Source organism: Corynebacterium sp. ACRPJ, from assembly GCF_022347345.1.
Lineage (GTDB): Bacteria > Actinomycetota > Actinomycetes > Mycobacteriales > Mycobacteriaceae > Corynebacterium > Corynebacterium tuberculostearicum_D.
Genome location: NZ_JAKRNC010000009.1, coordinates 1 through 26,836, shown reverse-complemented (window position 1 = coordinate 26,836; position 26,836 = coordinate 1). Strand labels below are relative to the sequence as shown.

Here is a 26,836-nt window from a genome sequence, read left to right as displayed (position 1 = left end):
CGATTTAAGGTGTTGAACAGCCGCAGACGCTAGGTCAAGTAGCGGCCAAGCCTTTTACGGGTCACACTTTTGATCGTATTCCAATTCCTAAGGTTCGGTGGGTGTAAATGAAATTCTAGTTTTAGTAAGAAGGGGTGGACGGGCTAAACTCTCCAGACGTGCCGCCCAACATCAACAAGAAGAACTACCGTCTGGCCGACATGAGCATGTCACCGGACAAGGCGGAGCCATATCCGGACCCTGATGAAAGCGCCGAAATCATCGAGGACAGCATTGACATGGCTGAACTCGGAACTATCGTGCATGTCCGAGAGTGGCGAGGAGCCGACAACGCGACAGAGCAGTTTGCCCTAATGCTTAACATCACCCCCGCACACGCCGCATATGAACGGTGTAAGCAACTTAAGGGCGAACAAGCTACTTTTCGGCAGGTCAGACGCACTGACACATGGCATAGTAGCGTGCACAGTCACCAATATTTCATCGACTGCAATGATTGTGACCGGCAAGTTCACGAGGAGCTTGTCGGGGGTAGCGAAACAGAAAAATCGCGCCGTGTCGTCAACGGGAAGTTCCAAACATACTACTATCAAATGTTGTACAACCCATTTGACTATCTAAACCGTTGGGAGGCAGGTAAACCATGAACGAGCACCAGAAGCGACAGTATCGTGCACGTATGGCAGTCGCAGAGCTATTCCGCTCTTTCCTCAACGAGGATGGTCAGCGTGCTCGACTAATGGAACGCCTGGGGGTTGAATCCATGCCAGTTATAATTCCTGCATTGGGTGATACCTTGGCGTCTAATGTTCGAGAAACAGCTAGTCGCCACTTCGAAGCTGGTGCGGAGCACGTAGTTGTTCCGGTTTGCTTGCCCGTTCATGACCCTGATGGTATTAAGCTCTGTGTGCTTATCGTCTCAACTAATGATGCTAAAACCTTCTGGCAACTGGATATGAATGAACTTCACGACAGTGTTGAGATGGCACAAGTCGTTGAAGCGCTGGACTCTAGCAAGAAGTGGGAAGTTGAGGAACTTGACTCCCAGCAGCAGCAAGAGTTGAAGAACTTGGCAGCCTCGCTCTAGTCGGCGGCGAATGAACATAGGACACCGCTCGAGCACTCAGCTGTAATCACCGAGGCAGTGAGGCTTTCTCCATGTAACTAGCCAACCAATTACACCACCATTATGCCCTTAACAGTCGTAGGGATAGGGGCCAGCTACTCCGCCTATTCGTTTCGTTTATCGATGGATTCCATGACTTTTGTCCCACCGCGACCGTTGGTGATACAGGCGCCGATGACGTCAAGGTCGGCTTCCCGCCCAGCCCCGTCAAGGCACGGGCCGGGGTGCACCCTGTCCAGTCGCTACGGCCGAGACTCGCCTGCCTGGTCAGCCGAGTCAAGACCTTGGTGGTAGCTCGTCACGAGGCCGTGGGCGGGTTGGGCTTGACCACCGACATGTTTACTAACCGGGCTAGGATCCGTTGTTGGATGGGCGCTGCGAATCACCCGTTGAATCGAGTACTTCCTCGATGTTGACTTGTTCGGCGAAGGCAACCGAAGGGAGAGCAACGAGTCCCTGGTCGTAGGCCTTGTAAGCATCAGCAACGAGCCTTTCAGAGGCACGAGGCAACTTTGAAATCCTGGCAGCGTGATCGTAGTTGGCTTTCCAACCAAATTGAGAGGCGAGCTGCTTAGTGGAGTAGCTTCTGAGTTCCTCCTTTGTCTCCTCCGAAATGAGCCCGGCCTGGCAGAGTTGGATTGCTGCCACAGTGGGGGAGACCTGGAAGCGCTGAACGACGTCCGATAAGAGCTCCTCCTGGGACGAAGTCTGGGACAGAGTACGGAGTGCCTCCACAGGGCAGAGCACGCACCGTGCGAAAGTGTTCGCGCGCGTTTCGGAAGGATGAGTTGGATCGCAGAGCAGGGCAGCTCCGTCTTCTGTGATGTCACCGGCCATGATGTGGCCAATTTCGTGTGCCACGGTGAACCGTTGGCGATACGGATTACTGCTCGTTCCTATCCCCACTGTTAATGCACTCGAGGTGGGATCGCGAAGAGTTAAGGCATCCAAGCCGCTCGGCAATTCGAGGATAATGAAGTCCGCCTCGACCAGCTTCATGAGGCCATTGATGTCATCAATCGGTTCGGTACCTAGCAGGTGGTCTTCTCGAAAGCGGGCAGCTAGGTCAATGCCTTGCTGTGATGGGCTTTTCGATTTAGGCATTGAGGCCGTCCAAATTCACACGCAGTTGAAGGAAAGGCAACAGCTGCTGTGCCGCAGTATCCACGCCAACGCCGTCCCCGCGGGCGGCAACGCGTACGCGCTGGGAGAGCGGGGTGGCATCCACAAGCTCGGCGGCATCGATGCCCAAAGCCCATGCGAGGGCCATGATGTGGTGAAGAGTTGGCGTGGCTGTGCCCGTCTCCAGGCGGGCAAGAGTCGGCTGGGACAGAATGCCATCGGTCATGGCAGCAAGATCTCGCTGGTTAAGATCGCGCAGCTGGCGCTGCGTACGAACGCGCTCTCCAAAATCAGTAGGTATGTTCATGTTTGCACTCCTCGTTAGGTTCGATTAAACGCGTGAATCAAGATTTAGTCAATGTGATTCAGGATCTCGGGGTGCCTGGGAGAGGGGCTTGCTATGCGGGGGTTCGCTAAAGCTGAGTTCGTCCGTAAATCTCCACAATCGCCGCACTCGCATGAGAAAACGGAATCCGCTCCTGCTCAATGCGCAGCCTGCCGGCGGTGAAGAGTTGGCGGTAGGCGCGGTCCTCCTCGGTGGTGAGGTGGGTGAGTGTGGCGGAGCCGTCGCCGGGGTCGGGGACGGCGAGGTGCTGGAATGTGGTGACGGTGGCGGTGTCCATGAGCAGGGATGTGGTGTGGGGGAAGTGGGCGCGCACGGCGTTGAGGATGGCAAAGCCGGCAGCATCGAGATCGCCCCAGTAAGTGATGTCGGTGTGGTTGAGCCAGTCCAGTGCGTGAAGTTGGTGGGCGGCGGTGCCGGAGCCGAGGAGGGCGATGGTGGGAGGGGTGGCGTCGGAAAGCGTGGGCAAGGCCAGAAAGGTCTGTTTGTTCTCCACGATGAGGACGCGGGGAGGGCTGTCCGTGAAAAGGTTGGCTGCCTGGGCGAGGGGGATTTCGATATCGCTGAGCGCAGGGGCGTGGTTGAGGTAGCGCAGGCGCAGGCGGGTATCGCTGCGACGCAGGCCCAAGTCCGTGATGCCAAACGGCGCGAGGAGCGAAAGGAGCAGGCGGCGGTGGGCACCAATCCACTTGCCGTCCACGCCCTCCACCGGGACGGCGCGCTCCCATTCGCCGGAGTTGGGGTTGGCGCGCAGCCAGGTCAGGCACGGTGCGAGGCAGCGTAGATCGTAGGTGCTTAAGTCCTTCCACTGGGTATAAGACCGGCGGACGGTGTGGGCGAAGTCGGGGGAGTCGGGAAAGATGGCAGCGATGCTGTGCGCACGCTTACGGGCGCGGGCGTACTCGGCGGTGAGACCGGCAGCAGCGGCGATGCGTTCGGCGCCGTTGATGGTGATGCGGGTAGGGACGTTATTCGTGCCGAGGCCCGCGCGCGACCAATTGCGGGACGCGTAGACGAGCTCATCCTGGTGCGGCCAGCGCTGCCAGGCGCGGATGAAGTCTTGGGTGGTGCCGATATCGCGGGCGGCGGCAGTGGCTGTCGGTGGGTGCAGTGGCCACGCCAAGTGCAGCGAATCCGGTTCGGCGAGCGCTTCGGCGAAGTGGTTGTGCAGGTATTTTGCGGTGTGGTACTGCAGATCTTTAGGGCTGCGCATGGTCGGGATCCTGGTAGGTGGAGGCGTCGATAAGCGAATAGCCCGTGCGGGCCTGCGGGCGGCCATTGATAGTGGGCTCGTCGTACTTGACCACAATCGTGCCATCCACGTAGGGCGAGAGTGTCTGGATGAGCTTGAAAGGCGTGGCCAGAATCATGTGGAAGCCAAAGGACGTGAAGACAGACATGGCCGTGCGCGTAAACGTGGGATCGGCGCGGTCAAAAGCCTCATCCAGGATGATGGAGCCATAGGTAGGCACGTCTTGGTCGGGCTCCGCCAGACGGAAGCGCAGTGCCGCCGCCAGGCAGAAGAAAACGAGCTTTTGCGCCTGGCCGCCAGACAGCGAAGCGGAATCCTGGTAGGTATTGGCCGTGGTGCCATCGGGGTAGCACTCGCGGCCGATGAAGCTGACGTGCCGGCGGGTGTCTAGCACCACGTTGCGCCAGCGGATATCCTCCGGCTGGCTGGAGCCCAAGCGGCTTAAGATCTTGTCCAATGCGTGATAGCGCGCGAGGGCCGCCTCTGTATCATCGGCGCTGATTTCGCCCAAGCTGTGGGAGGTAGCGGCATCGAGATCCCGCTGGAAATCCTGGACTACCTGGCCGCGGGCATCCTTGACGTCGATGCGCAGCGTGCGCTCCCCATTGAAGGGCGAACGCTCTAGCGACTTGTTGATAAACTCCATGCGCATTTCAATATCGCTGCGGGCGCGCCGCAGGTCCGTGGTGAGGTGCGAGAGGTTACGCACCGTCGCGCCGTTGAGCAGCTCGAGGAATTGGGCGCGGAAATCCGCCAGACGGTCAGCGCGCAGGAACTTGAGCTTTTCGATGCCCTCGCCCGCGTAGCTCGCCAGCGGCTCAATATCCGCGGCTTCCGCCGGCCACTGGGCTAAATACGAGTGGAGGACGGAGACGATCTTCGCGTTGGCGTCTTCGATGCGCCGCGTAGCAGTGCGGGCGGTGTTCTGGAGGCTAGCTTGCACCTCATCGCGCCGGGTATCGATGTCATCAATGGTGAGCTTGCGCTTGCCTTTGTGCAGTGCTTCTTCGACAGCTTTCGCGATGTCCCGGTCATGGATTTCCGGTACGGTGCCGATGGCGCGGCGGCGCGCAGTGGAGCGCTCAAGCTCGCCTTCGATGTTGCCCAGGTGCTTTTGGGCGGCGTTAAGCCGGTCGCGTGCAGCCGTAAGCTTCTGCTTGGCCTGCTCGTGGGCTGCAGCTAAGGCTTGGGCCTCCGGGGAGGAGGCCAGCGAGTCATACTGCTCCTGCAGGTCCTTCCGGCGGGCCTTAGCGGAGGCGGTGTCGATGTCCTGGAAGGAGGTTTCCAGCACCTGCTGGGCCTTATCGCGCTGGGAGCGCAAGATGTCCATCTTCCGGTTCAGGTCTTGGACCTGCTTGGCCGTGGCACGAGCGGTGGCCTTGGCCTCCGTGAGCTGGGCGCGAAGCAGCTCAATCTTGGCGGTGTTGGTGGAGCCCACGCGGTACCAGGCGGTGCCGGTAAAACGCTTGCGGTCATCTTTGATGAAGCGGGTGGAGCCGTCCTTATCCTTGGGGCGGCTTTCCAGGCCGTCGCGCGTTACCGCCGGGGCGGTGGTGACCTTATTCAGCTCCGCAACCGAGTCCACGCACTCGTAGTTAAAGCGGCGCGAAATATGCTGGCGTACCCAATTCGCCATGGCGTGGTCTGGGAATTCCAGCTTGTGGATGAGTTGCCGCGGGCTGCGCGCGGAGGCCGGAACGGGGGCGAACTCCGGGATGGTGCGGTACTCCAGGCGGGTGCCCACGTTGCGGGAATTGACCCATCGGTTGATGGTGTCGCGGGCAGCTTCGGGCACGAGCAGGGTGGCGGCAAAACCGTGGAGGAGTTTTTGAATCACCGGCTCCCAGTCCGCCTGCTGCGGGCTGATATCGATGAGTTCACCAGCGAAGGGGAGCTCGGATTCGGTATAGCCGGTATCCCGAGCTAGCTGCGCGCGCAGTTCTACCAGAGTCTTGTCGATGTTGGTGCGCCGCGAGCTAAAGGAGCGCAGTTCGCTCTCGAGTGTCGCGCAGGCGGTGGCCGCATCGCGGGCGCCCACGCCGGCTTCCTGCTGCTGGTTGGTGAGGTCGGCGGAGTCAGTTTCAAAATCCGCGATGCGCAGTTTTGCGTTGGCCTGCAGCTCAGCAAAGCCGTGGGGGCTAAACTCGTAATCTTTAGTCCACGCGCCAGCCGCCGTGCTCAGACGCTGGAATTCCTTCGTGCGGTGCTCAATCTCCCTATCTGCAGTCTCCATCTTGGCACTTAAAGCATCGAGCTCGCCTGCACTGAGCTGGGTAACGGCTACCGCGGCGCGGCGTTCGGCATCATCCAGGTGCGCGACCTCAGCGTTGAGGGTCTCCGACTGGGACTGGGCCTCCTCCAGCTGTGCTGTGAGCGCACGGATGCGGTAGTCCAGTTCCTCTGCCACTAGGCGTGCGCGTACCGCCGGCAGCGCCTCACTCATGGCCTCTGCCTTCTCTTTCTCCGCCTCGGCGCTTGACCGTTGAGAGTGGAACTGGGGCAGGGGAGCTAGCGTATCAATCTGGGCCTTGACGTCCTCAACCCGCAGGTAGGCTTGGCGCAAGTCCTCAAACTGTTCCACAGCTTCATCCGCCCTGGTAAAGGTATTCGGCACATCCAGCATGTAGTCCCTAAAGAGCTGGTCCAGGCTGGATAGTGACTTCGCGGACTGTGTGCGGTGCAATAGAAGCTGGCCCTCCACATTCTTAATACCCAGACGTTTGCGAAAGCGGTCCGCAAACGTGGCATAGGTTGGAGTGAAGGATGCACCGGGCCCCTTATACAAGGCCTTTATCTTGCGAGTATCCAGGCTGCGAGTGAGCAAGGGGCTGAGCTTATCGACGTCCTCATCGCCCGGCACCAGCCCGTACAATTTCTTGATCTGGCCAACGGAGTTCTCGCCGCCGTTGAGGCGGAAAATGGCGAGGAGGGTGTGCTGTTTGCCCTCGCCATTGTCGTAGGTCAGCGCCACCACCGAGTTTGTGGCACCCTCGCGCAGGTACTCTGGGGTAATCTCACCGGTCTGAGTATTCTCCTGCTGCCGCCACGCACCACGCACGTAGGAGACCAAATTGCGGCCGTTGTGCCGACCGAGATCTTGCTGCGAGGCCGCGTTGAATTTCACGTGGTTCTGCGGAACGAGGACGGCCGACATGGCATCCAGCAGCGTGGATTTACCTGACCCCGAGCCACCGGTGATGAGGAAACCTTTGCGCGCTACCGGAATGGAAAAGTAGCCGTGGAAGGTTCCCCAGTTGATGAGCTGGATGCGGCTGATGCGGAACTGGCCTGGGTAAAGGGTTGTGTGCTTAGTCATCGGAAGAGTCCTCCTCAGTGTCCTCCGTCCGGGCCAAGCGGGCGTATTCATCCCGGATGGCGGTGACCGTTGAGGCATCGAAAAGCTGGCGCAGCACCGGGGAGACCTCCAGCCGGCCTTCGGTCTCCGTGGCGCTGAGCAGCGAATAGTCATTCTGTATGCGCTTAATGGCCGCGTTGAAGCGCTTGGTGAACCCGGCCTCGTCGCGGTTATCCACCGCGCGGACATAGCCGATGCTTTCCCGGAGATCCTCCACGTCCACGATGACGCGCTCACCCGGCAGTGCGAGGCCAAGCTCCTGGCGCAGGTTCAATAAGATGGCGGTATCGATGTGCTTGAGCTTGTCCGTGCGCAACACCTGCGGGATGCTCAAACTGTCTTCCTCCACCATGCGGGTAAAGGCAAAGCCGTCGGTCTCATCGATGACGAGCTCGAGGAACACCTCGTGCAGTCGGGCACGGAGATTTTCCTCGTCGGAGATAATCGCTGACCACAGCACCGGCTCCTTTTGCGCACGGATGAGTGGGCCTTGAAGCAGCTGTACCAAGGCGCGGCGCGAGTGGTAGGTCAGCGTTCCCTTATCGTGCTCCCACAGCGGTGGCTCATGCGCGGAATCAACGCGGGGACTGTTAGCGGCGGTCACTGGAGCTCCTCAACGGTTGTGTGATCGAAATACATAGTAGGAATCTGCGCGGCACGTATGGTGCCGTCCTCCTCAGTCCACGTGACTTTCTCATAAGACTCTCTCACAGCAGGCAGCGGATGTTGGTCAGCAATGTGGACCAATCCGACCACGCTGGCTAGGCCTTGCGTTGGGGGATGGGCCTGCAAGACTTGAGCGATGGTGCACGGTCCAGAATCACTCACGGTCTTCCGAATTGCTTCGTGCAATTCCTCAAAGTCGATCTCGGACTCGCGCACCAGCTCATACAAGGCTTGTGCATCTTCCTCGCCCGGTTGGAAGGCCACGGGCGCTTCCTCCACCACCTCCCGCCCAGGGTTGGCCAGACGAATGCGGGAGACAGAGTGAATGGACATGCCGATGCGCTGCAAGGGTGTCTCCATCCGGTGGAAGGCCTTGAGTTCACTAGTTTGCGCGGCATCAATGGCCATGCCGCGGGCTTCTCGCAGTAACTCAATCATCCGGCGATCCTCCGCGAATTGTTCCGAGGATACGTAGTGTCGCAGGCTGCGCGCCAAACCCGTCATGGTCTGGTTTACCTCAAAGCTGGTTTCTTCCATATCGCGAAAGAGGCTGCGCAGCTGCCTGCGCCTAACCGGCGCAATGTCTCGCCCGGCATCGCTATCGAGTACCTGCTCAATCCACTGGTCTAGCCAGGCGCTGCGCTCCCTATCCATAAGGAGAGAATAAAAGCCCTGGAAGCTGCGGCCAGCGTCTGATTCCGCGATGTGGTCCACGCCGTTGAAGATCTCTTCCAGCACGTCACCGCGGTATCCCTCCGGATCCAAAAGCTGCCGACGAAGCTGGTGGTTGAGCGCCTCGAGCTCGTGGCGCACTCGAGCGAAATCGCTCGGTACTGCCATAGCCATATTGAGAACGTCTTGGACTCTTTCCTCCGTCTCCGCAGCGGTAAAGCTTTCAAACTGGCCTAGCTGTGCTTTCTCGATCTCGCGGTCAATCCGCGCGCGTTCTGCCTCCAAGCTGGCCACGCGGCTGGCGATGTCCTCATTGGTATCCCGCGCCAACCTCTGCAGGGCCGAGCTTATCGATTCCACACGGGAGGCCGTCACCGTGGTCACTGGTGCTTCCCAGCGCTCGATAGCTTCCAGCGCAGACAATGCCTCTTCGCTGGGTTCGAGGGTTTCACCCAGTGAGCTTCTCCCAGATTTGCGCACCAACCAACCAGCCTTGACCCAATCATTGCAATAGCTTTGTGGCGTGCGGGGCATGGGAAACTCGCTGGCGATGACTTCAAAATCAGTGACCATGAGTTCATAGACTTCCGCCGCCGGACGCGCACGAGTACCGCGCGGAAAGTACTCCGCAATGACAGCCAGGATCACCGGCGCATTATCCGCAGCAAGAAGCCGGATCGCGGCAGAATCATGCATCAAACGCCGGAGTGACAGCGCGCGAGCTTCAACAGACATGATTCGATTCTGACAGGTGTGATGGACATGCGCAGGAAAGTGAGAACAGTATTAAACTCAAGGAGGGGCTTTTGCGTTTAGGTGGTGAGTATGACGAGCTGGTTACCGGAACGTTGACGCCTAGAGCCGGGTGGGTTCCAGAGCTTTTCTAAGGAATCCGCTTCGGATGTTGATGAAGACTATTTTGCGGTCATGTTCCCTGATGACGTTATTGAGCCGACCGTCGCCATGAGTGAGATGATTCGGGTGCACTAGGAGCATGGCGGTTCGGTGTTGTTGGCGGTGGAAGTGGAGCCGCCGCAGGTGTCGAATTATGGCGTCTTTGATGTGGAGGCTACCGACGATGATCGGGTGAAGAAGGTTGTGGGCATGGTGGAAAAACCTGCGGTTGAAAGTGCGCCTTCGGATGTGGTGGCCACGGGGCGCTACCTTTTGGGCTGCGCGATTTTTGGCGCTCTTCGCCATATCACTCCCGGCAAAAGCGGAGAACTGCAGCTTACCGGCGCCATCGCTCTCCTCATTTCCGAGGGACACCCCGTTCGCGTCGTGGTGCATGATGGCATGCGCCATGACCTCAGCAATCCCGCCGGCTTCTTTCCCCGAGCGTAGAGCGCGGGCTCCACCACTCGAAGTACGGCCCAGCTCTCTTCGCTGAGTTGGAGGTCCTGCTGGAGAAGTATCGGGGTAAGGTGGGGTAGGCAAGGCGGTTAGGGGGTTCAAGGGCCTGATCCCCGACCTGTCCAATTTCCGGGGGCCAGGCCCGACGCCTCGTTTGCGGTCAACCACGACGTGAGCGAAACAGTTAAATCACATTCTGCTTACTACGAGAATGTGGAGCTATCTAGAGTATTAGAAAGTTAAGCGGAAAGCTCGTCCTAATACACCCTGTCATCGCCGCAAGATAACTTCACTTTGATGGTTTACACTAATTGGAGCGTGGTGAGGGGGATAAGAAGTTCAGCTCGCCTGACCTCGTCTGGCACTTTTCTTAGCGAGGTCCATTTCGATCAATTAGCGCAGTTAAGGGAAGCCCGAGGGGAACCCTAATTGTTAAAAATCGACGATTTTATAAAATAGGCGCTCCAGCTGGCGGGCCAATTGATAAAAACCTGCGTTTTTAAAAAAATAGGGTTTGAGCCTTGCTGGTGCGCCGAGTGGTCTTCTGGGCGCCGACAAAAGAGGTTGCGCAAAGCATAAAAATACCCACGCGGCGCGCCTGATGGCGCGGCGTGGGCGGGGAGAGGACTAGAAATTAGTCCTGCGCAACACCAACGTTGACTTCGATGTTGCCGCGGGTGGCCTTGGAGTAAGGGCACATCTGGTGGGCGGCGTCGGCAAGCTCTTGTGCCTTGTCGTCCTCAACGCCTGGGATGGTGACCTCGAGGTCTACGCCGAGGTAGAAGCCCTCGTCGTTCTTGCCCAGGGAAACGCGGGCACCGACGGTGGAGTTCTCCGCGTCTACGCCCTTGTCCTTGGCCACTGCCTTGAGTGCGGAGTGGTAGCAGGCGGCGTAACCGGCAGCGAAGAGCTGCTCCGGGTTAGCGCCCTCACCGCTGCCGCCCATCTCCTTCGGGGCGGTCATGGTGAAGTCCAGATCGGAATCCTTGACTACAGCGCGGCCGTCGCGGCCTGCTCCGGTGGAGAGTGCTTCGGTGGTGTATACGGCGTCCATGATGACTCCTTTTCTATTGGGTCTTTGTACGTCCGCCGATTGTACGCAAGAACGCTAGTCTTCGACGACGCTGACGGTGACCTCGATATTGCCGCGGGTGGCGTTGGAGTAAGGGCAGGCTTGGAGCGTTGGCAGGGTGCTGTGCAGCGGCGCGTCCCTACCGCCCGCTGTTGGCAGAGCTCGGGATCACCTATCCGCAGTACTTGGTCATACTGGTGCTGTGGGAAGCGGATTGACCGGTGCCGTTGAAATTCATCGCTCCCGCCTGGGTCAAGATAGCGGCACGCTCACGCCGCTGCTCAAGCGCCTGGAAAAGCAGGCCTATGTGGAGCACTGGTGCGACCCTGACGATGACCGCTGCACCCTCGCTGCCCTGACTGCCGACGGTGCCTTCCTCCGCACCCGTGCCGAATGCATCCCCGAAGCCATGGCAGAGGCTATAAGGAGGTAGGCATCGACCTTGCCGAGTTCAAGAAAACACTGGACACCCTCGCCGGCGTGCCTGTGGACGTGGAGCTGCCGTGGCCTTCATATAGCAGATGAGGAAGGCTATACTGGCTTAAGAATTTTGGCTTTATACACGTAAAAATTGTTTCGCACTAGGAGAGGAGGGGCCATGGCTACAGCAGTAGGCGTCGCGCAGGTTATCTACAACAAACTGGGGTGGGTTGATGCTTGGAAGCTGGAGAAGCTTACGTATTACTGCCAAGCATGGAGCCTGGGCTGGTACGGGCGACCTCTTGTCTCGAATGAGTTTCAGGCGTGGAAAGACGGTCCGGTTGAACCCAACCTCTATCGCGAGAATAAATTTCAACGCTCCGAGAAAACCTCTACGGTGTTACCGGGAGCTGATGTAGAGGCTATAGGGGACGAAGCCGAAAAGATCATCGATGCCGTGATTGCCTTTTATGGTGATAAGACATCCGATGAATTGATTGAACTTACGCACTCGGAACGTCCATGGATCGTCGCTCGTGGTCAGATGGGCCCCGAGGCGAATGCTAACGAGCCGATTTCGCAGCTGGAAATGAAAAAATACTATGCCTTGCAGGAAGCTCGTGGTGCTGAAGGGCCGACGCGGCCTATGCTTTCTGTGCAGAATCTTTCCGGTGCCGATCTGCAGCAGCGCTTGCAAGCTTCAGCAGAACGCTGGAAGGGCGCTCTTGAGATCCTTGCAACCCGATGAATGAGTATTGTCTTCCGGTGGAAGACGTAGTTCGACTGAACCGTCAACTCATCGGTCGGGATGGCAACCTCCTCGACCGCTCGAAACTTGAGTCAGCATTGGCCACCCCTTTACAGACCTTCGGCGGAGAGTACTTGCACCCATCTGCACTGGATAGGGCTGCAGCGTTGTTGCACTATCTGGCAAAGCGCATGCATTCGTCGACGGCAATAAGCGAATCGCCTGGGTATGTGCCTCCACCTATTTGAAAACGAAGGCTTTGGGCTGGGGCCAATCGCCGATGAAGAGATTGTGGAGCTCGTTGAAACCGTGGCCGCTGCGCGCGATAAGAAGGAAGGCTTCATTGCAGAATGGTTTGCTGAACGGTTGTTCTAGTTCGGTCTGGTTAGTTCCTGGAGTAGCGGTTAGTTGGTAGTGGCCACGCGCTTGGTCCACACGCTTCGGTCCGCGGTTTCAAAAGAGACGCGCACCGTTTTATCGCCGGGCTTTTCGCAGGTGAGCACCCGCTGATCGCTGCCCATGCGGCAATCCAGGTTATAGGACTGTTTGGTCACTGGGCTGCTGGCGGTGATATCTGCGTGGTATACCGCCGTTACTGTGGGATCTTTCGAACGCATGGTGTAGCTAGCCTGCATCGCGGCGTCAAAGACCGCGGCGGCGAATTCGCAGGAGGTTGCATCGCCGGCGTCGATGGAATCGCCAGACGAGGATGTGCCGCAGTAGCCGCCAATCTGGCCCACATTGATGTTGTGGTTGCCGCCGGCTGGCGGAGCGGGCTGATCCGGTTCGGTCTGTTTAGTGACCGTCTCGGTGCGGGGTTGCTTCGTGTCCTTCTCCGGGCTGGATTCTGCTTCGGCTTCGCCCGCGGCAGAGCTATTGTCCTGTGCGGTGGAGAAGGCTGGCTCGTTTTCCGGCGCGGAGTTGTTATCGGAATCGGAGCCGGAGCCGCAGGCGCTCACGGTGAGGCCAGCGGCGAGAAGGATGGACGCTACGGGGAATAAGGAAGGGCGCTGCATAGGGGATACTGTAGCGCCCTTTGGGGTGTGGTGCGGGGTTACTGCTCGATGCGGGCGGGTGGAACCGGCGCGCCCTCAGGCGGTAGCACCTTGGGATACTTCTTGGCGGTGCCAGAAGAAGTGGCGGCCGCGGTCGCGCCCGCGGAGGCGGTGTCGGCAGCGCTGGTGGGGGCAGGGCGGTGAGGGGAGGGGTCCCAGTGGGCGTCGACAAGCGTGCGCTGGCATACCCAACCCAAGGCCAAGATGGCCAGCGCGATAAGGGCAATGAAGAAAAGCCCCAGAGCGCCATCGGCGTGGATGGACCAGCCCAGCAGCAGGCCGAGCCAGCCAAAGTCGGCATCGCCGAAAGTGGTATTTGCGGAGCCGAAGGAACCCAGGACGCTGAGGAGGAATGCCGGCAGGAAGGTAATGATGAGGCCGTTGACAAAGGCGCCGAGTGCCGCGCCGCGGCGACCACCGGTGGCATTGCCGTAAACGCCGGCCGCGCCACCGGTAAAGAAGTGCGGCACGAGGCCCGGCAGAATCAGGGCCACGCCAAAGGCTGGGTTGAGCCAGGTGGAAAGCACGGCGAGGCCCACCAGGCCGCCCACGAAGGAAGAAATGAATCCGATGAGGACTGCATTCTGGGCATAAGGGAACACGATGGGCGCATCCAGCGCGGGAATCGCGCCGGGCACGACCTTGGCCGCAATGCCCTGGAACGCGGGCACGAGCTCGCCCAAAATGGTGCGTACGCCAAAGAGGATAACGGCCACGGCTACGCCGAACTGGAGGCCCTGGGTGACGGACTGCATCAAGAAATTGCCCACGTTGGTGGCGCCGTCAGGGAAGGCGGTAAAGGCTTCTTCCGAACCGGCGCGGGCGATGAATAGCACGGCGAGCACCACGTACATCAGCGCCATGGAGAGCGCGGTTGCCACCATAGAATCGCGCAAGAAGCGCAGGCCTTCCGGCAGCTTCAGGTCTTCAGTAGAGGGCGACATTTTCTTTCCCTTGCCGCCCACCAGCTTGCCGACGCCGCCCGCAGCCAAGTACCCCACAGTGCCGAAGTGTCCGATGGCAACGGAGTCATCGCGGGTGATTCGGCGGGTAAATGGGTGCGCGATAGCCGGCAGCGAGACCATGAGAATGCCGAGCAGGGCCGCGCCAAAGGCGATGACGACCCAAGACGAGTACCCGGCAGGGGCGAGCACCATAGTGAGAAGCGTGGCCATGAAGAGGACGTGGTGGCCGGTGAGGAATACATAGCTCATGGGCGTGAAGCGGGCGAGGAGCAGGGAGACCACAAAGCCGAGGATCATAATCCAGGCGACCTGGCTGCCGAACTGGTCTTGGGCAATGCCTACGATTGCCTCATTCGTCGGGACCACGCCTTGCGCGCCGGTGGCACCCGTAATCATGGCGCCGAGAGGCTCCAGCGAATCGGTGACGAGGCCCGCGCCGGCACCAATGAGCAAGAAGCCAAGCGTGGCCTTGATGGCGCCGCCAATGGTTTTACCGGTGCCGCGTCCCATCGCGGCCAAGCCGACCGCGGTGATGATGCCGATGAGGAATGCCGGTACGGAGAGAATCTCATTAACGAGGAAGTTTGCGATAGCAAGAAGAAAATCCATGAGGATGCTCCTTAGATGTCATAGAGCTCGCGCAGAGCCCCATCGATTTCAGACATAGAGGTGAAGTCTTGGATGACGTAGACGGGAACTCCGACGTCGCCCAGCGTTGCCGCGATTTCGCCTGAGGTGAGGAGGAAATCTGCCTCGCTCGCACGGCCCTTGGCGGAGATGGTGTCCGTGGCTTCTACGTTCAGGTATGGTCCCCAGCCCCATTCATCGAGAACCTGCTCGAGCGTGTTCTTAAGGAATAGCGAGGTTCCCAGGCCGTTGCCGCATACCGTGAGGATTTTTCCTTTAGAAGCAACAGAATCGGCGGCCTTTTGCTTCGCTGGGTGGGCCTTTGGCTCCGTCGGTGCTGCGGAAGTTGTGCGCTTCTTACTCGAAGTCGATGCCGTGAGAACTGCGCGGAGCTCCTCTTCAGATTCTGCGCGATCGAGCTCATCGCGCTTGGTGGCTAGCAGCTTTGCTAGCTGCTTCATCGCTTGCAGATGCTCGGAATCACTCCGTGCGGCAAACGCTACGACGAGGTCTACAGGGTCATTGGATTCGTGCCCGAATTCCACCGGCTTATCCAGGCGCACCCACGACAGTGAGGTTTCTTTTACTGCCTTCGAAGGGCGTGCGTGCGCAAAAGCGAAACCTGGGGCCACCACGATATATGGGCCCGTTTCTTCCACGGAGCGCACCATAGCCTCGGTGTATTCCGCGGTAATTGTGCCGGCTTCTTTCAGTAGTGATCCCGCCAACCGGATAGCTTCTCGCCAGTCCTTGGCAGTGCCGTGCAGCTCTACCGCGCCGGGCGCTAAGAGGGAATCTAGTGTGGCCATATGTATCTCCCATCACAGAAATAGTGACATCAGGGTGAATGTCACTCATGATTCTAAGCCGTAGTGAAACGGGAGGTAAAAGCAGGGGTAACGTTTGCACTGGGGCGGTTGGTGCTGCAGTAGAGACGGCCGAATTGGTTCTATAGGCCTTTAGCGTGGTCGCAATGCAAGGGGGAGAGCGTGTGTTCTCGGAAAAGACCGGAACTCGAAATGGACTCGTGCTAATGGGCGGAAATGAGAAATCCCTGTTGGTGCGGGGAGAAACACAGCTAAAGTGCTGTTTTGAGCACTACAACAGGCCCCTCCCGTTGGATACAGGAGGGAGCTGGATTCGCCTGTCAAGTACTGCCTACCTCAGTGAGAAATAGGCCCGATTTCACTTCAGACTTTGTATCTCGGCGGGCTTAGGTTTCTGTAGTAGCTAGAACGGGAGATTTACGTGCGTTGTATACGGGCAGTTAATCGAGCTCGAAAGTTTGGCGGCCGATTTCGTCTTGGCTGAAGGACTTAGTCGCGACAAGCTCCACAGGTGTAGTTAAATCATCGAGCTCGTAGGCTATTGTGCCGGCAATAGTGCCTCCCTTTTTAATCTGCTCCAGCTGAGTATCGGAAGTTTCAGGATCAAAATAGGAACCGAGGTCGAGCTCGTTTACCTTATTCGGATCATTGTCTTGGATGGCGGTGAAGTACACGACAAAGTCGGTGGTAGTTAGGGTTTCATCCGTCTTATTCGTTACGTCATAGTTAAAGACGAGAAGTGGCTTTTCACCTATTTCGTTGCCGGGCTCACCAGGTTTAACAACACGGTGATCGGTAATTTCGAACTTGGCGGCTGGAACATCCAGAACTCCGTCTTTAAAGGATTGGCTAAAATCTGTGCTCTTTAGCTCATTAACGGTTGTCGGATCATCCTTCACCTTCTTCATATGTGTGGTGAATTCCTTATCTTCAATCGCGACCTTGAAAGTTAAGGTGTCGTCTTCGATAGAGAAGTCTTTCTTATCGGACGAAGCGGTCATCCACTCAGAGGCGGTGGCAACGGTATCGCGGTTTGAGGAAACGGTTTCACCGGAGGCAGCGGCTTGAGCGTCAAAGGTGCCGATCCAGTAGATCATGCGATTTTCGCCGTTGTCCATGACCCATTCGATGGTGATGACGTCATCGGTGATGCTGGCTTCCATCCAGCCATCTTCAGAAGCGCTGTCCTCTTGCTTCCACGTTCCAATGGCGGACTTCGCATCGGCCTGTGCATTGGACGTGGAATTGTTGGAGCCGTCTTCCTTTGGTTTGTCGCTGCTGCTATCTGAGCAGGAAGTAAGCGTGAGTGCAGAGACGAGGATGAGAGAAGAGAGTAGTTTGCGCATAATTAACTTCTACCCTCAGGGGGTAGGAAGCGTACAAATACTCAATAGCGAAGGGGGCAAATTGGTCTTTGGCCACTCTTTGACTAATCTTTTGAGGGCAGAGAATCGCCCTAGTGGGCGGGAAATCTGCGTGGGGCTATAGCTCAGTCGGTTAGAGCTACGGACTCATAATCCGTTGGTCGCGGGTTCGAGCCCCGCTGGCCCCACGGTTAAAGGGAGGCGTCGGCAAGCAGTGCCGGCGCCTTTAATCTTTGGTGTGCACGCGGTCTGCAAAACCCAGCTGGACGGTGATTTCGAGCCGAGCACCAATCGCGGAATCGTCTGCAGGGCAGGAGAGATTCTTGTGGTTAGTGGAGATGATGCAATGCAGAACGTGCTTGTCGCCAGAAACTGGGTCCTTCGCGGTAATATCGCTTTACCGCGCTGGGGTAACGGAGGGATCGGGGGCCTCTAACTGGTAGGTCGCCTTCATTGCACGCTTATAAGTTTCCATGGCAAAGGCGCAGTTGGTGTCATCCTGGGCGGTGATAAGCGCGTAGTCGCGGACGCCGCAGTCGCCGCCGATTTGTTGGGCAAGGTCGGGGTCGGGGTCGCTTTCTGGGGCGTCGGCAAGCGAGGCTTGCTCATCCTCGCTGCTGTGCGCGGCAGGGTCGGCAAAGCTAGGCTCGTCTGCCTCGGGCTGGGAGGAACAAGCGCTAAGCACAGCAATGTAGAGCAAGGGGAGATACTTTTTCATAATGCGTAGAGATAGGGAGACAAAAACATTTAGTATAGCCGAGCTGCGCATTTGGGTGTGCTAATTGCGCATGGGCGGGCGGTGAAGTCTAATAACCATATGGTTGAAGTGGATCCGCTCATTGAATCTCTCTACCGCTGGTCCGATATCAGCGGCGTGCTGCTGATGGGAATCATCGGCGGCACCATGGCGCGCAAGCGCGGTTACGATATCATCGGCTTTTTCTTCATTGCGATGTTCTCCTCCTTAGGTGGTGGCATGGTGCGTGACGTGCTCATCAACCGCGGCACGGTGGCGGCCATGAGCCAGCCCGAGTACCTGTACTTGGCTTTTACCGGTGCGTTGATTGCCCGCTTTGTCTATTTCAAGGGCAAGACCTGGGATTATCTGCAGGCGCATGGCGACGCCGTCGTTTCCGGCCTCTGGGCCGCCACCGGCGCGGTGAAGGCCATTACCTACGGCCTGCCATTGATCCCATGCATCATGATGGGCGTGTTTACGGCCACGGGTGGATCGATGATTCGTGACATCGTGATGGGGCGCGAGCCGAGCGTCTTTGGTGATAACCAGCCGACGGTTATCCCGGCTGTTGCTTGCGCTGTCATCGTCTTGGTGGGCCACCACTTCGACATGATGGCGGTGGGCATGATTATTGGGCCGTTGGTCTCTATCTTCTTGGCGCTGTTGGGCATTTGGGCTGGGTGGCGTGTGCCGGCCTACCAGGATTGGGCGCCGATTAATCACACTGCTGCTCAGGTTAAAGTGTTGGCCAAGAAAGCCGAAAATAAAAGCCGTGCAGTGGGCCGCCGCCTAGAACCGCACCGCCTACGTTCTTGGCGCCACCGCCAGATGGAGGCCGCGCTGCAACGCCGCATTGAAAAGGAAGTGCGCTCCGGCAAGCGCCGTAAGGAGGCCGCTGCGGAGGCCAGCGAGTTTATGGAGTCTTTCGAGTCTGATGTGGATCAGCTCAGCGCAGTGGTAGCAGAAGGCGATGATACGGACTTCGGCGTGGACCTCACCGGTGACTCCTACGAAGCGGAGGAACAGGCCTCTAACGAAGAATCGCAGCGCCTGCTCGATACCATCTTGGAAGATGACAAGCTTACTGATGAGCTCATCGATCGGCTCATGAAGCGCTATAACTCCCGCGATTAGACGCCGGGCAATCCGTGCAAGGGCCTTTGGGATCTTGCCTGGTGGCTGGCAGTGAACTGGCATCCAGTTTTCAGCTCTGCGGCCTACGGTAGAGGCATGAACCTGAAGTATTACTTCTACGAGCTGTGGGGCCTTTTCGTTGACCACGGCTTGCCGCTTATTGCGCTGCTGCTGATCGGTATTTTGATACCGCGCGTTGGCAGGCTGGCAATCCGCATCATAGAGCGCCGCCTCGATGAAGATGAAGAATCCACCAAGGCGCGCCTGGCGCTGACCGGCGCGCTGGTCTACATCGTGCAGGCCATCGCGTACTTCCTTATCATTTGGGCCGCGCTGACCAATCTCGGCGTGCCTGCAGTAGGCGCGGCAGTGCCGGCGACGATAGTCTCGGCCGCCGTAGGCTTTGGTGCCCAATCCATCATCGCGGACTTTCTTTCTGGCTTTTTCATCCTTTCGGAAAAGCAATTCGGCGTAGGCGATTACGTCAGCTTTGATGGTGTGACCGGCGTAGAAGGCACCGTGGTGATGCTGACCCTGCGCACCACCAAGGTGCGCACGCCTACCGGCGAGCTGGTCACCGTGCCCAATAGCTCGGCCGGCGCGGTAACAAACTATTCCCAAGAATGGTCGCGCGCTGTGGTCAACTTCGACGTGCCCGTGCAAGAGGGCGAGACCTTACCGGAGATCACGCGCCGGGTGCGCACCATCTCCGAGCAGGCAATTCGCGAGCCATCCATCGCCGTAGACGTCAATGGCGAGCTGGAGGTGCTGCCAGCCACCCAGTTGGTTGCCCCGCAGGCCGCCGGCCAATCGTGGCACGTGACCTACCGCGTGCTGGTCACCGTTAACCCCGCCCGCCAATGGGCGGTGGAGCGTGCCATCCGTTCGGCGCTGCTCGCGGAATTCTGGGATCACTACAACGTGGCTGACTTGGACGAAATTCAGCGCCCGTTGACCCCACCGCAAGGAAATACCGCGGCTCAAGAATCCGTCAAGGATGCTTCCACAGCCGGCAAGGATTCCCACCCGGAAACCAACGTGGAGCCTCGCCCGGCCGAAAAACCGGAAGAGGAAGCCGGCCGAGAAAGCGATGGCCCCGGAAGGCCCGCCCTGTCTGATGACGACCAAGAACCTGAACCTACCCAGGGAATCTGGCGTTCTTTAGAGACCAATACCAGGTTCCAAAAGATCGCCACCTTTGGCGGCCGAGTGCGCGGCTCCACCACGGGGCTTATCCTCGTCTTGTTCGTCGTCGGTGCTTTGACCCTGGCTTCGAGCAACCCGGACGGTGCCGACGCTGGCTGGCTCTCGCCCGAGCATTGGCGCAATAGTGGCAAGGAAACCTCCTCCTCGCAGCCTGCCGAAGCCCCCAGCTCTACCGCACCTACCGAAGAAACCACCGAAACCGGCACACAGAGCGAGCCAAGCGAGGAAGGCGCGGCTCCTTCTGCGGCCACCAACCCGCAGGGCACTGAAGGTGCTGGGGTGGCGGATGCTCCTTCCGACGCCGGGCGGGGAACAGACGCTACCGGCAATGCCTCACCAGCCCCGAGCGCTGCCACCGGCGCAGACAACGCAGGGACCGACTCTGATAATGGTTCTGGCAAGGCACCGAATGTACGCAGCGATGCCGGTGACGGTACCCAAGCTTCCGGAACGGCCGGCAGCACGGGCATAGAGATCCCGGCAGAGCCGCGCTAGTAGGGGTGGCCTTCTACAGTAAGCCGGTCTGTCCAGCGCTCATTATTAGGCGAGGTGAAGCTGGCATAAACGCCGGTGTCGTTATCCTTTTGGCAATAGAATGCGCGTACGTCTGAGCCGATGGCGCAGAACAGATTATAAGTCTGTTTGGTCTGCGGGCTTACCGCAGAAATGCGGGTGTTATAGGAGCCATTGACCATCTTATTGCGGTGCGTATAGGTAAACGTGTGGGTGATGGCTTCATCAAAAATCGCACCGGTGAACTCGCACGAGGTGTGCTCACCCGCATGGATGCTATCGCCCTGGTTGGTGTAGCCGCACTTGCCACCTATTTGTCCAGCGTTGATGTTGTGATTCCCCTTCTCTGGTGCGGGTGAGTGTGCGCCGTTCCCGGCTTCGGGCGCGCTTTCCTCATCATCTTGATTGCCTGCGCTTTCGTCATTGTCAACGGTCTTGGTGACCGTAGTGGGCGCGTCGGATTCTTGCTGCTGGCTAAATATTGGTTCCGCATCATTAGAAGCTTGTTCATCATTGGAGCCGCAGGCGCTAAGGCCGGTAATGGACAAGGCGGCGAGAATGAAGGCAGAGGCGCGTTTGAGCATGGGAAATATCAGAGGGGGTCGGCGAAGTGTACGGGGAAGACTTTAACATTTTCGCGGTGCTTCTAACGTGCATAAATGATCTGTATTGGCGGAGATGAAATAGTGCGCTTCGGCTGCGCGTTGCACTGGGCATGACTTCACTTTTCGAACCACTGGAACTTGGCCGATTCAAGCTAGATAACCGCGTCACCATGGCGGCACTGACCCGCCAGCGTGCAGGCGAAAGCGGTGTACCTACCGAGCTGCACCAGAAGTACTACTCGCAGCGTGCCACGGCTGGTCTGGTGGTTACGGAGGGAACCTTCCCGGCGTGGACCAACCGCGCATTCCCGGGCCAGGCAGGCATTGCGACCGACGAGCAGGCAGAAGGCTGGCGCGCCGTCGCAGACCGCGTGCACGAGGAAGGCGGCACCCTGTTCATGCAGATCATGCACGGCGGCCGCACGAGCCACCCGGACCTGATTGACGGTGCGAACCCGGAGGCGCCGAGCGCCTTTGATTGGGGCGGAACCGTGCGTGGCTTCGCTGGCAAGATGGACGCGCCGGTGCCGCGCGAGCTGAAGAAGGAAGAGCTGCCGCGCATCGTGGACGAATTCCGCCAGGGCGCGCGCCGGGCTATTGATGCTGGTGTCGACGGCGTGGAGATCCACGGCGCCAACGGCTACCTGCTGCACGAGTTCATGGCGCCATCTGCCAATAAGCGCGAGGATGAATTCGGCGGCAGCCCGGAAAATCGCTGGCGCCTGCCAGAGATGGTCATCCGCGCCGTGGTGGAGGAGATCGGTGCCGACCGCGTTGGCGTGCGTTTCTCCCCGGCACACAACGTGCAGGGTGTCATCGAAGACGATCAGGAAGACATGCTGGCTACCTACGGCGGGCTTCTCGACGCCCTGGCGCCGCTGAACCTGGCCTATGTGTCCTTGCTGCATGGCGAGCCGGACAGCGAGCTCATCGCCACGCTGGCGCAGAAGGCACGCGCAAACGGCGTGACCAAGGTGCTCATGAATGATGGCTTCCCCACGATTACCTCCAAGGAGGATGCCCAGCGCGAAATCGAGCTGGACTACGTGGATGCCGCAGTGGTCGGCCGCCGGCTCATCGCGAACCCGGACCTGGTGCGCCGCTGGCGCGAAGGCCTCGAGCTCAACGAGCCGGACCAGGATACGTTCTACCTGGGCGGCGAGCGTGGCTACATCGACTATGAGTATGCCGCGGACTAGGGAAGAATCCGCGGCACCAAAGGGGGCCCGAAAGGCGGGCGAGTGATAGGTAGTGAAATTCCCCAGAGAGAGGGCATTTCACTATTACTATCGAAGGTGTACTACTCGTTCGTTAACATCGAGTACCTGTCATGTGACAGAACTTACAACTACGTGGTGTAGCCCTCACCCGGGCGCCAGGTCATGGTCACGGCCTCGCGCACCGGGGACTTGGCGGTGAGCAGGTTATCCACGCGCAACCAGTGCATTTCCGCCGAATCCGGGCGCACGGTGACATAGCTGTAGCCGTGGTGGTCCAGATCCACGTGGCGGGTGTGCGGGTTGGCGCCCATCAAGTAGCGCTCGGCCAACTTGGAAAGCTCATTGCCCTCCGGCAGCTTCAGCTGCTCGTTCACGTTCGGCGCAGACACGGAGGCGCAGACCATCTCGGCGCCGAAAATGCGGCCATCCTTGCTGATATTGTGCGCCCACTCGGAGTGGATATCGCCGGTGACAAAGAGGGTGTGGGAGTCGTGCTTAGAGAGGGCGTCGATAAGCAAGCGGCGCTCCGCCGAGTAACCATCCCACTGGTCGCCGTTGACCGGAATGCCGGTGATATTGGAAGACAGCGAGGAAGAGACCGGCTTGGTCTTGTCATCTTGTTGCAGGGTAGCCAGGTTCATGGGGGAGAACATGACGGAATTGCCCAGCATATTCCACTTGGCAGAAGAGGTCTCAATCTTATTGAGCAGCCAGTTGTACTGCTCAGAGCCGAGCATCGTGCGGCCTTCAGCGGCCATCTTGCGCGGGCCAAAGCGCACCTGCTCATCGCGGTAGGTGCGCAGATCCATCATGGTTAGCTCCACCAGATCGCCGAAGGTCAGGCTGCGGTAGAGGTGGCCCTGCTCGGATGGGTTGGTCGCACGCACCGGCATCCACTCAAAGTAGGCCTGCATCGCGGCCTTGCGGCGGTCCAGGAAGGCTCCTTCCTTGCCCTCGGTGTGGTTCTCGGCGCCCTCGCGCCAGTTATCGTTGGCCACCTCGTGGTCATCCCACACCACGACCCACGGCAGCGCACCGTGTGCGGCCTGCAGGTTCTCATCGGTGCGGTAGCGGCCAAAGCGGATGCGGTAATCCTCCAGCGAGATAATCTCGTGCGCCGGGTGGTGCAGGCGCACCGGGCCATAGCCGGCGTATTCGCGCTGCGGATACTCGTAGATATAGTCGCCCAAGAAAATCATGTAATCCAGCTGGTCCGCGCGGCCGCGCTGGGCAATATCGCCATAGGCATTGAAGAAGCCGGACTCCCAGTTAGCGCAGCTAGCCACCCCAAAGGTGAGCTCCTCCGGGGAGGCGCTCAGCGCCGGGGCGGTCTTGGTGCGGCCGACGGGCGAGTACTTATCCTGCGCCTTAAAGCGGAAGAAGTATACGGTCTCCGGCTCCAGGCCATGCGGGTCCACGTGCACGGTGTGGTCCTGGCTGGCGTCGGTGGTCACCTCGCCCTGCTTAACGACGTCCCTAAAGTCCTCATCCTTGGCAATTTCCCACTCCACCCGGGTGGCCTCGCCCAGCCCGGATCCCGGCATGGCATCGGCATCCGGTGTCACGCGGGTCCACAGGATGACCGAATCCGGAATCGGGTCACCCGAGGCCACACCGTGGAGGAAGGGCCGCTCGCCTAGCTTCGGCTCCACCATGTGCTGCTCCACGCGCGGCGAGAGGCTGCTTTGTGCGTTGGCGGCTGCACCGGACAAAGCGATGGCGGCACCGGCGGTACCGGTGGATTGCAGGAAGCGGCGGCGGTTAACTGCGCTGCCCGTGTTCTTAGAATTATTAGACATGGTTGAAAGTTTTCTCATGTCTAATGGGTGTGCAACCGTTTCCTGCCCGATTCCATAAAATGTTCTTGTTGTTTTAACCGGTGGTTTACTTGAGTGGCCTCCTGTGGTCCTGACGCGTCTGGCGGGTGGGTGGTTTCGAGGGGCTTTCGCCGGCTTTTGTGGCTTAGGTCCATTCTGATCGGGCTGATTTGAGGCCTTTAGGGCTGAATTGAGGGGTCCATTCGCTCAGATCGGCCCGATCACCTTGGACCTAAGGTGTGCGGGGCCCTGTAGACCTAAGGTATGTGGGATTCGTGGGCCCAAGGCGTGCGGGGCCCAGTAGGCCAAAGGAGTGACCGGCTCGAAAAGGTGCGCCCACAGCGGTCCAGTGCTTCCGAATGAGGCTCAGTAGGCTAGAGAGTATGAGTGAATTTAGCCAAATTAGCCAGTGGCCCGCGGATACGGTGGCCGGAGCCTTGCTGCACCGGGGCGAAGTGAAGGAAACGGTGGGGGATACCGCCTGCGAGTTTCCGGTGGCATCGGTAACCAAGCTGGTCGCGGCCTACGGCGTGATGCTGGCCGTGGAAGAAGGAGCCGTGGAGCTTGAGCAGCCGGCCGGCCCGGAAGGCTCCACGCTCGAGCACCTGCTTGCACACGCCTCTGGCATTTCCTTTGATTCCCGGGAGCCGCAAAAGCCGGTGGGCGAGCGCCGCATCTACTCCTCGGCCGGTTATGAGTGGGCCGCCGATACCGTGGCTGAAGCTACGGGCATGGACTTTGCCGAGTACCTGCGCGAAGGCATACTGGTCCCGCTGGGCATGGAGTCCACCCGGCTTGAAGGCTCGGCCGGGCACGGTTTGATCTCCACGGTGGAGGACCTCTCAGCCTTTGCCGCGGAAGTCCAGAATCCACAACTCCTGCACCCCTCCACCGTGGCCGATATGCGCCGCGTCCACTTCGGCGGCCTGCGCGGCATCGTTCCGGGCTACGGCAGCTTCAAAGACTGCACCTGGGGTCTAGGCTTTGAAATCCACGGCGATAAGGATCACTGGATGGGCGCCCTGCCTGCCGACGCCGTCGGTCACTTCGGCATGTCCGGCACCTACCTCTGGGTCGCCGGCGACTATGCCATGGTCGCGCTTACAAACCGCGACTTTGGCGAATGGTGCAAGCCGCTCTGGAACGATACGAATACCGCCATCTGGAACTCTTTATAATCTGCCGGCTGTGGCGAAGCGAGCGCCTTCCACTGGGGGGGGTGTTCCTATATAGGTTGTCAACCTCGCGGGTGGAGAAATCGGGGGCGGATTCTCTCTACGGGGTTGTTTGGTCGTGTGGTTTTCGGGCATGCCTGCTAGCCGACTGGGTTTTCCCAGTCGGCTGTTTCGTTCTTGGTGTTTAGGCTGCGATTCCTTCCTGTTGTAAGGCGGGATCGCGGTAGCGCTCGTGGTTGCGCATCATGGCGTAGAGGACGTTGAGCCGTCTGCGGGCTAGTGCCACTACTGCGGCGTTGTGTCTCTTGCCATCACGGCGCTTTCGTTCATAGAATTGCCGGGAACGCTCGTGGAATCTGATGGATGCAAAAGATGATTGCCATAGGGCGTTCTTTAATTTTTTATTGCCGGCGCGGTTCAGTGAGTTCGACATGATCGAGGTTCCGGACTGATTCGTTCGGGGCGACAAACCAGCGTAAGAGGCCAAGTGCCCAGCTGACGGAAAGTCGGACATGTCGCCCGCGGTCATGAGAATTTGTGCTGCCGTCTTTGGTCCGATTCCTGGCATGGATAGCAGGATTTGAGTGTGGGGGATGTCGTTGATGAGCTCGATGACTTCCTGCTCGATTTGTTTGCGATGTTCGAGTTTTAAGAGTGCGTCTTTCGCCGACATTGCTATGCCCATTTCGGCATAGTGCGCACCTGCAATGGTGACTGTTTGCTCAGAGATAGCAGCGAATATGGCATCGAGGACAGGTTCGGGATTGCGTGCCTTATAGCGTCGAGCAAAGGCAGCTGCCTTGGCTTTTCCGAGGCGTTTTATCTTGGTCGGTCCGCCGTAGCGTGCAAGTAGGTGCAGAACCCACTTGCGGTGGATTATCTGACCGCGAAGGGCCTGTTCGAATTGCGGGTAGCAGCCTACTAGTGCACTTCGAATCTGATTGATGAGCCTGGTGTAGGACCGCGCTAAGTCTTCGTCGATGCCGTTGAGGACTTTCAATTGGAGGAAGGCTTCTTCGACACGGTCGACGCTGCGGAGGGACTCCGGAAGGTTCTTTGCAGCGTGGGCAATGATATAGGCGTCCCGGATATCAGTTTTGGCATTGCCAGCGTGGATGCGTGAGAGTTGACGCATAGCCAAACCGGGAAGGTAGCGCACGTCGATTCCGATATCTTGAGCAACTGCGACAGTTAGTCGACCAATGTTATTTGGCTGGTCCACGACGACAAGGACTTTGTGGTCGTGTGCGCTGAACGTTGAAAACAGTGTGCGCAGGGATTTTTCGTTTTGGTTGATGCGCTTAGATAGCACCTGGGTGCCGTCGATATCTAAGACGCAGAGAGTGTCTGATGGTTTGTGTGTGGGAACCGATCCCGCATAAGGAGATAAGCCAGAATGACTACTGTGGCGAGACGAGATCCGGCCGATAAGGCCAAGATTGATGCGATTGAAAAGAAGC

25 protein-coding genes and 1 tRNA gene are annotated in these 26,836 nt (G+C 58.9%); 11 read left to right on the top strand and 15 right to left on the bottom strand.

The annotated features are described in order from the left end of the window. The first annotated feature begins 158 nt into the window (after positions 1-158). Together MHY08_RS07380 and MHY08_RS07375 are read left to right on the top strand one after the other, a co-directional pair. A complete protein-coding gene (locus MHY08_RS07380) occupies positions 159-647 on the top strand; it encodes a hypothetical protein (RefSeq protein ID WP_239236135.1) in 489 nt (162 codons plus the stop codon). Beyond that, on the top strand, positions 644-1,087 hold the full coding sequence (locus tag MHY08_RS07375) for a hypothetical protein (protein WP_239236133.1): 444 nt from the start codon (positions 644-646) through the stop codon (positions 1,085-1,087). The genes MHY08_RS07380 and MHY08_RS07375 overlap by 4 nt, the downstream gene beginning before the upstream one ends. A 390-nt stretch (positions 1,088-1,477) precedes the next feature. Here MHY08_RS07375 and MHY08_RS07370 read toward each other — a convergent pair whose 3' ends face one another. The 6 genes from MHY08_RS07370 to MHY08_RS07345 all read right to left on the bottom strand — a co-directional run bounded on the left by MHY08_RS07370 (position 1,478) and on the right by MHY08_RS07345 (position 9,271). Beyond that, the gene (locus tag MHY08_RS07370; RefSeq protein WP_239236130.1) at positions 1,478-2,230 is read right to left on the bottom strand and encodes an ImmA/IrrE family metallo-endopeptidase; all 753 of its coding nucleotides are present in this window, start codon (positions 2,228-2,230) and stop codon (positions 1,478-1,480) included. Then, the gene (locus MHY08_RS07365; RefSeq protein ID WP_204611306.1) at positions 2,223-2,555 is read right to left on the bottom strand and encodes a helix-turn-helix domain-containing protein; all 333 of its coding nucleotides are present in this window, start codon (positions 2,553-2,555) and stop codon (positions 2,223-2,225) included. Before MHY08_RS07365 ends, MHY08_RS07370 begins: the two co-directional genes overlap by 8 nt. A 106-nt stretch (positions 2,556-2,661) precedes the next feature. After that, positions 2,662-3,804: a DUF3322 domain-containing protein gene (locus tag MHY08_RS07360; RefSeq protein ID WP_204611308.1), complete on the bottom strand. Its 1,143-nt coding sequence runs from the start codon at positions 3,802-3,804 to the stop codon at positions 2,662-2,664. Next, positions 3,791-7,159, bottom strand: coding sequence for an ATP-binding protein (locus tag MHY08_RS07355; RefSeq protein WP_239236127.1), 3,369 nt, complete (start codon positions 7,157-7,159; stop codon positions 3,791-3,793). The genes MHY08_RS07360 and MHY08_RS07355 overlap by 14 nt, the downstream gene beginning before the upstream one ends. Then, on the bottom strand, positions 7,152-7,802 hold the full coding sequence (locus MHY08_RS07350; protein ID WP_239236125.1) for a DUF4194 domain-containing protein: 651 nt from the start codon (positions 7,800-7,802) through the stop codon (positions 7,152-7,154). Before MHY08_RS07350 ends, MHY08_RS07355 begins: the two co-directional genes overlap by 8 nt. Next, the gene (locus MHY08_RS07345) at positions 7,799-9,271 is read right to left on the bottom strand and encodes a DUF3375 domain-containing protein (RefSeq protein WP_239236124.1); all 1,473 of its coding nucleotides are present in this window, start codon (positions 9,269-9,271) and stop codon (positions 7,799-7,801) included. Before MHY08_RS07345 ends, MHY08_RS07350 begins: the two co-directional genes overlap by 4 nt. Before the next feature lie 270 nt (positions 9,272-9,541). Between MHY08_RS07345 and MHY08_RS11780 the strand changes: the two genes are divergently transcribed. After that, positions 9,542-9,880: a sugar phosphate nucleotidyltransferase gene (locus MHY08_RS11780; protein WP_370658793.1), complete on the top strand. Its 339-nt coding sequence runs from the start codon at positions 9,542-9,544 to the stop codon at positions 9,878-9,880. Between the two features lie 643 nt (positions 9,881-10,523). Here MHY08_RS11780 and MHY08_RS07335 read toward each other — a convergent pair. Then, complete coding sequence (locus MHY08_RS07335) at positions 10,524-10,943, bottom strand: organic hydroperoxide resistance protein (RefSeq protein ID WP_239236123.1); 420 nt, start codon at positions 10,941-10,943, stop codon at positions 10,524-10,526. Between the two features lie 220 nt (positions 10,944-11,163). Here MHY08_RS07335 and MHY08_RS11700 point away from each other — a divergent pair, with 220 nt between their 5' ends. From MHY08_RS11700 to MHY08_RS07320, 3 genes are all read left to right on the top strand, one after another. Beyond that, the gene (locus tag MHY08_RS11700; RefSeq protein ID WP_275431224.1) at positions 11,164-11,394 is read left to right on the top strand and encodes a hypothetical protein; all 231 of its coding nucleotides are present in this window, start codon (positions 11,164-11,166) and stop codon (positions 11,392-11,394) included. 165 nt (positions 11,395-11,559) lie between these two features. After that, positions 11,560-12,129, top strand: coding sequence for a Panacea domain-containing protein (locus tag MHY08_RS07325; RefSeq protein WP_239236122.1), 570 nt, complete (start codon positions 11,560-11,562; stop codon positions 12,127-12,129). 228 nt (positions 12,130-12,357) lie between these two features. Beyond that, complete coding sequence (locus tag MHY08_RS07320) at positions 12,358-12,504, top strand: hypothetical protein (RefSeq protein WP_239236121.1); 147 nt, start codon at positions 12,358-12,360, stop codon at positions 12,502-12,504. A gap of 29 nt (positions 12,505-12,533) precedes the next feature. On the opposite strand, the gene MHY08_RS07315 is transcribed toward MHY08_RS07320, so the two are convergent. From MHY08_RS07315 to MHY08_RS07300, 4 genes are all read right to left on the bottom strand, one after another. Continuing rightward, the gene (locus tag MHY08_RS07315; protein ID WP_239236120.1) at positions 12,534-13,145 is read right to left on the bottom strand and encodes a hypothetical protein; all 612 of its coding nucleotides are present in this window, start codon (positions 13,143-13,145) and stop codon (positions 12,534-12,536) included. Positions 13,146-13,183: 38 nt separating this feature from the next. Then, on the bottom strand, positions 13,184-14,758 hold the full coding sequence (locus tag MHY08_RS07310) for a PTS ascorbate transporter subunit IIC (protein WP_239236119.1): 1,575 nt from the start codon (positions 14,756-14,758) through the stop codon (positions 13,184-13,186). Between the two features lie 11 nt (positions 14,759-14,769). Then, entirely contained in the window at positions 14,770-15,585 is an 816-nt protein-coding gene (locus MHY08_RS07305) for a PTS sugar transporter subunit IIA (protein WP_239236117.1), read from the bottom strand. A gap of 458 nt (positions 15,586-16,043) precedes the next feature. Further along, on the bottom strand, positions 16,044-16,949 hold the full coding sequence (locus tag MHY08_RS07300; RefSeq protein WP_239236114.1) for a DUF5067 domain-containing protein: 906 nt from the start codon (positions 16,947-16,949) through the stop codon (positions 16,044-16,046). A 132-nt stretch (positions 16,950-17,081) separates the two neighbouring features. Here MHY08_RS07300 and MHY08_RS07295 point away from each other — a divergent pair. After that, a tRNA-Ile gene (locus tag MHY08_RS07295) sits at positions 17,082-17,155 on the top strand. 209 nt (positions 17,156-17,364) lie between these two features. On the opposite strand, the gene MHY08_RS07290 is transcribed toward MHY08_RS07295, so the two are convergent. After that, entirely contained in the window at positions 17,365-17,685 is a 321-nt protein-coding gene (locus MHY08_RS07290) for a hypothetical protein (protein WP_239236112.1), read from the bottom strand. Positions 17,686-17,784: 99 nt separating this feature from the next. Here MHY08_RS07290 and MHY08_RS07285 point away from each other — a divergent pair, with 99 nt between their 5' ends. Both MHY08_RS07285 and MHY08_RS07280 read left to right on the top strand, forming a co-directional pair. Beyond that, positions 17,785-18,840, top strand: coding sequence for a trimeric intracellular cation channel family protein (locus MHY08_RS07285; RefSeq protein WP_204611325.1), 1,056 nt, complete (start codon positions 17,785-17,787; stop codon positions 18,838-18,840). A 96-nt stretch (positions 18,841-18,936) separates the two neighbouring features. Beyond that, positions 18,937-20,541 (top strand): mechanosensitive ion channel family protein, encoded by a 1,605-nt coding sequence (locus MHY08_RS07280; protein WP_204611326.1) that lies wholly within the window; start codon positions 18,937-18,939, stop codon positions 20,539-20,541. Here MHY08_RS07280 and MHY08_RS07275 read toward each other — a convergent pair. Further along, the gene (locus MHY08_RS07275; RefSeq protein ID WP_204611327.1) at positions 20,538-21,143 is read right to left on the bottom strand and encodes a hypothetical protein; all 606 of its coding nucleotides are present in this window, start codon (positions 21,141-21,143) and stop codon (positions 20,538-20,540) included. The genes MHY08_RS07280 and MHY08_RS07275 overlap by 4 nt on opposite strands. A gap of 131 nt (positions 21,144-21,274) precedes the next feature. Here MHY08_RS07275 and MHY08_RS07270 point away from each other — a divergent pair, with 131 nt between their 5' ends. Continuing rightward, positions 21,275-22,363: an alkene reductase gene (locus MHY08_RS07270; protein ID WP_239236110.1), complete on the top strand. Its 1,089-nt coding sequence runs from the start codon at positions 21,275-21,277 to the stop codon at positions 22,361-22,363. 149 nt (positions 22,364-22,512) lie between these two features. On the opposite strand, the gene MHY08_RS07265 is transcribed toward MHY08_RS07270, so the two are convergent. Next, the gene (locus MHY08_RS07265; protein ID WP_239236109.1) at positions 22,513-24,183 is read right to left on the bottom strand and encodes an alkaline phosphatase; all 1,671 of its coding nucleotides are present in this window, start codon (positions 24,181-24,183) and stop codon (positions 22,513-22,515) included. A 401-nt stretch (positions 24,184-24,584) separates the two neighbouring features. Between MHY08_RS07265 and MHY08_RS07260 the strand changes: the two genes are divergently transcribed. Beyond that, entirely contained in the window at positions 24,585-25,379 is a 795-nt protein-coding gene (locus MHY08_RS07260) for a serine hydrolase (RefSeq protein ID WP_239236107.1), read from the top strand. Between the two features lie 181 nt (positions 25,380-25,560). On the opposite strand, the gene MHY08_RS07255 is transcribed toward MHY08_RS07260, so the two are convergent. Further along, positions 25,561-26,796: an IS110 family transposase gene (locus tag MHY08_RS07255; protein ID WP_239236175.1), complete on the bottom strand. Its 1,236-nt coding sequence runs from the start codon at positions 26,794-26,796 to the stop codon at positions 25,561-25,563. Positions 26,797-26,836 lie beyond the last annotated feature (40 nt).